This is a genomic window from Pseudomonas sp. AD21, assembly GCF_002878485.1.
GTDB lineage: Bacteria > Pseudomonadota > Gammaproteobacteria > Pseudomonadales > Pseudomonadaceae > Aquipseudomonas.
Map to the genome: position 1 here is coordinate 1 of NZ_NQYG01000138.1, position 536 is coordinate 536.

At 62.5% G+C, this 536-nt stretch carries 1 protein-coding gene; it reads left to right on the top strand.

The window, feature by feature from the left end; all coding sequences use genetic code 11:
• Positions 1-536, top strand: a 536-nt coding sequence (locus PseAD21_RS29350; RefSeq protein WP_178082189.1) for an immunoglobulin-like domain-containing protein, incomplete at both ends; no start/stop codon positions are given.

A 536-nucleotide genomic window follows, 5' to 3' on the forward strand; every position in this document is an offset into this window, starting at 1 on the left:
CAAAACCCCGGTCAGCACCACCGTGACCGACACCGTCGACACCACCAACTTGACCCTGAGTGCTACCGGTACCGTGGCCGAGGGCGGTTCGATCATCTACACCGCCACCCTGACCAACCCGGCCGGTACGCCGGTGACCGTGACTCTGTCCAACGGCTCCGTGATCACCATCGAAGCCGGTAAAACCACCGGCACCGTGACCGTTCCAGCGCCAGCCGATGACGTCTACAAGGACGCCGGCAAGGTCGAAGTCACGATCAAGGACGCAGCGGGCGGCAACTTCGAGAACCTGGTGCCAAGCACTGTTCCGGCCGTCACCGAAGTCACCGACACCATCGATACTTCGACCGTGAAGCTGAGCGCCGATACTTCGGTGGCTGAAGGCGGCACTGTCACTTACACCGCGACTGTTGGCGCTCCAGTGACTGGCGCACCTGTTGTTGTGACCCTGGCCAACGGTCAGACCATCACCATCGACATCGGCAAGACCACCGGCACCGTGACGACCACCGCACCGAACGATGCGCTGAACGGTC